The sequence below is a fragment of the Homoserinimonas sp. genome (assembly GCF_056262345.1).
In genome coordinates this window covers 1-1,830 of record NZ_JBACFR010000099.1, presented here as the reverse complement: position 1 = coordinate 1,830, position 1,830 = coordinate 1, and the positions used below count along the sequence as shown (strand labels likewise).

The 1,830-nt window shown below is 63.2% G+C and carries 3 protein-coding genes; all 3 read right to left on the bottom strand.

Translation table 11 applies throughout. The features are described 5' to 3' along the window. On the bottom strand, positions 1-626 hold a 626-nt coding region (locus AC062T_RS05085), incomplete at its 3' end, for an ATP-grasp domain-containing protein (protein ID WP_476027989.1). A 178-nt stretch (positions 627-804) separates the two neighbouring features. Next, on the bottom strand, positions 805-1,287 hold the full coding sequence (locus AC062T_RS05080) for a MarR family winged helix-turn-helix transcriptional regulator (RefSeq protein WP_476027987.1): 483 nt from the start codon (positions 1,285-1,287) through the stop codon (positions 805-807). Positions 1,288-1,427: 140 nt separating this feature from the next. Continuing rightward, positions 1,428-1,830 (bottom strand): fumarylacetoacetate hydrolase family protein (locus AC062T_RS05075; RefSeq protein WP_476027985.1); only part of this gene is annotated, 403 nt, incomplete at its 5' end.

Here is a 1,830-nt window from a genome sequence, read left to right as displayed (position 1 = left end):
GAGACCTTGCCGTCGAGGGCGACGATGTCGCCGTCTGCCGTGAGCACGAGGGGGTTGACCTCGACGAGCGTCGCGTCCTCACCCTTGTAGACCTCGTAAAGCTTGACGAAGACTGCGGCAACCTTGGCAACGAGCTCCTCGGGGAAGCCTCCCGCGCGGGCGATCTCTTCGGCCTTGGCCTGGTCGATGCCGGCGATGGGGTTGACCTCGATGCGCGCGAGCGCCTCTGGCCGCTCAACCGCGAGCTCCTCGATCTCCATTCCACCCTCAACGCTGCAGAGCGAGAGGTAGGAGCGGTTTGCCCGGTCGAGCAGCACGGAGAAGTAGAACTCCTTCTCGATGCGAGCGCCCTGGGCGATCATGACCCGCTTGACCACGTGGCCCTTGATGTCGAGGCCGAGGATCTGCTCGGCAGCCGTGAACGCGTCGTCCGCGTTGTGCACGACCTTGACGCCGCCAGCCTTGCCACGACCACCGGTCTTGACCTGGGCCTTGACGACGACGGTGCCACCGATCTTCTCGGCAGCCGCCTTGGCTTCTTCAGGAGTGTCGGCAATCAGGCCGGCAAGTACTGGCACGCCATAGGACTCAAAAAGGTCCCTGGCCTGGTACTCATATAGATCCACGCTGCTCATTCCAATCCGCGCGTAATGGTGTTGTGAAGTGGCAAATGTTCTCGAGTCCGGGCCGAAAGAAGGGGGCTCCGGAGAAGTTAGCCAAGCAAAACTCTACCCCGGTCTCACTGCCCGACTTTGTCGGGGTGCCTCAGCGGCCGCGAAAGAACGGGGATTCTTTAGGCGAGAATCACCGCTTGGCGTCGGGCGCATCGGAGTCGCCCCGCGAAGCATCGGCGTCGTCGAAGTCACTGTGCGAGGCGATGAGCAGGCGAAGCAGACGATTCAGTTCTTGCTGATCGGCGGGATTGAGACCGGCCACGAGTGCCGCGTTGATGTTTTCGGCATGGGGCAGGAGGGCTCGTAGCTCCTCCCTTCCCTGCTCGGTCAGAGTCAAGATCTTGCGGCGTCGGTCAACGGCGTCACGAACCCGCTCGATGTAGCCACGGTTTTCGAGCCGCAGCACAACATCCGCAATCGTCGAACGGTCGAGCTGGAGCAGGTCCCCGAGTGAGCGCTGGTCGATCGAGGGGTTGCTATCGAGCAGGCTGAGCACGCCGAATTGCACCGACGTGACCTCTGATTCGCCCGCGCGGAGCCACAGCGCGGCGTGCGCCTGCTGGGCACGGCGCACAAGGTAACCCGTATAGCGAGAGAGTTCGGAAGGCAACATCCGCCCACCCTAAAGCCAGCGGGGCGCCACGGGTACCGGTCTGCCGCTCGCGAGCGAAAGGCCGCTGTGAGCCCTGCCATTGCCCAGGCCAGATGGGATGCTGCCGGCCCCGGGGATGACGGGGCCGAGCGGCTCACTCGTCAGACGACCTTGGCGATGTTCCTCTGAGCGCCGAGGCCCTCAATCGAAGTTTCCAGGAGCGAACCATCTGAGAGGTACCGCGCGGGGGTGCGGGCGTGGCCCACCCCACCGGTTGTTCCCGTCGCGATGACGTCGCCAGCGTTCAGGGTGATGATGTCCGAAATATAGGAGACGAGCTTGGTCGGCGTGAAGACCAGCTCTGCTGTGGTTGTCTCCTGCACGGTCTCTCCGTCGACGACACACTTCATGATCGGGCCGAGATCCCACTCGTCGGCCGTCACGAGGTAAGGACCGAACGGCGCCGTGTTCTCGAAAGTCTTGCCCTGAAGCCACTGCAGGGTGCGGTACTGGTAATCGCGCATCGACACGTCGTTGATAACGGCATACCCGGCGATGTAGTTC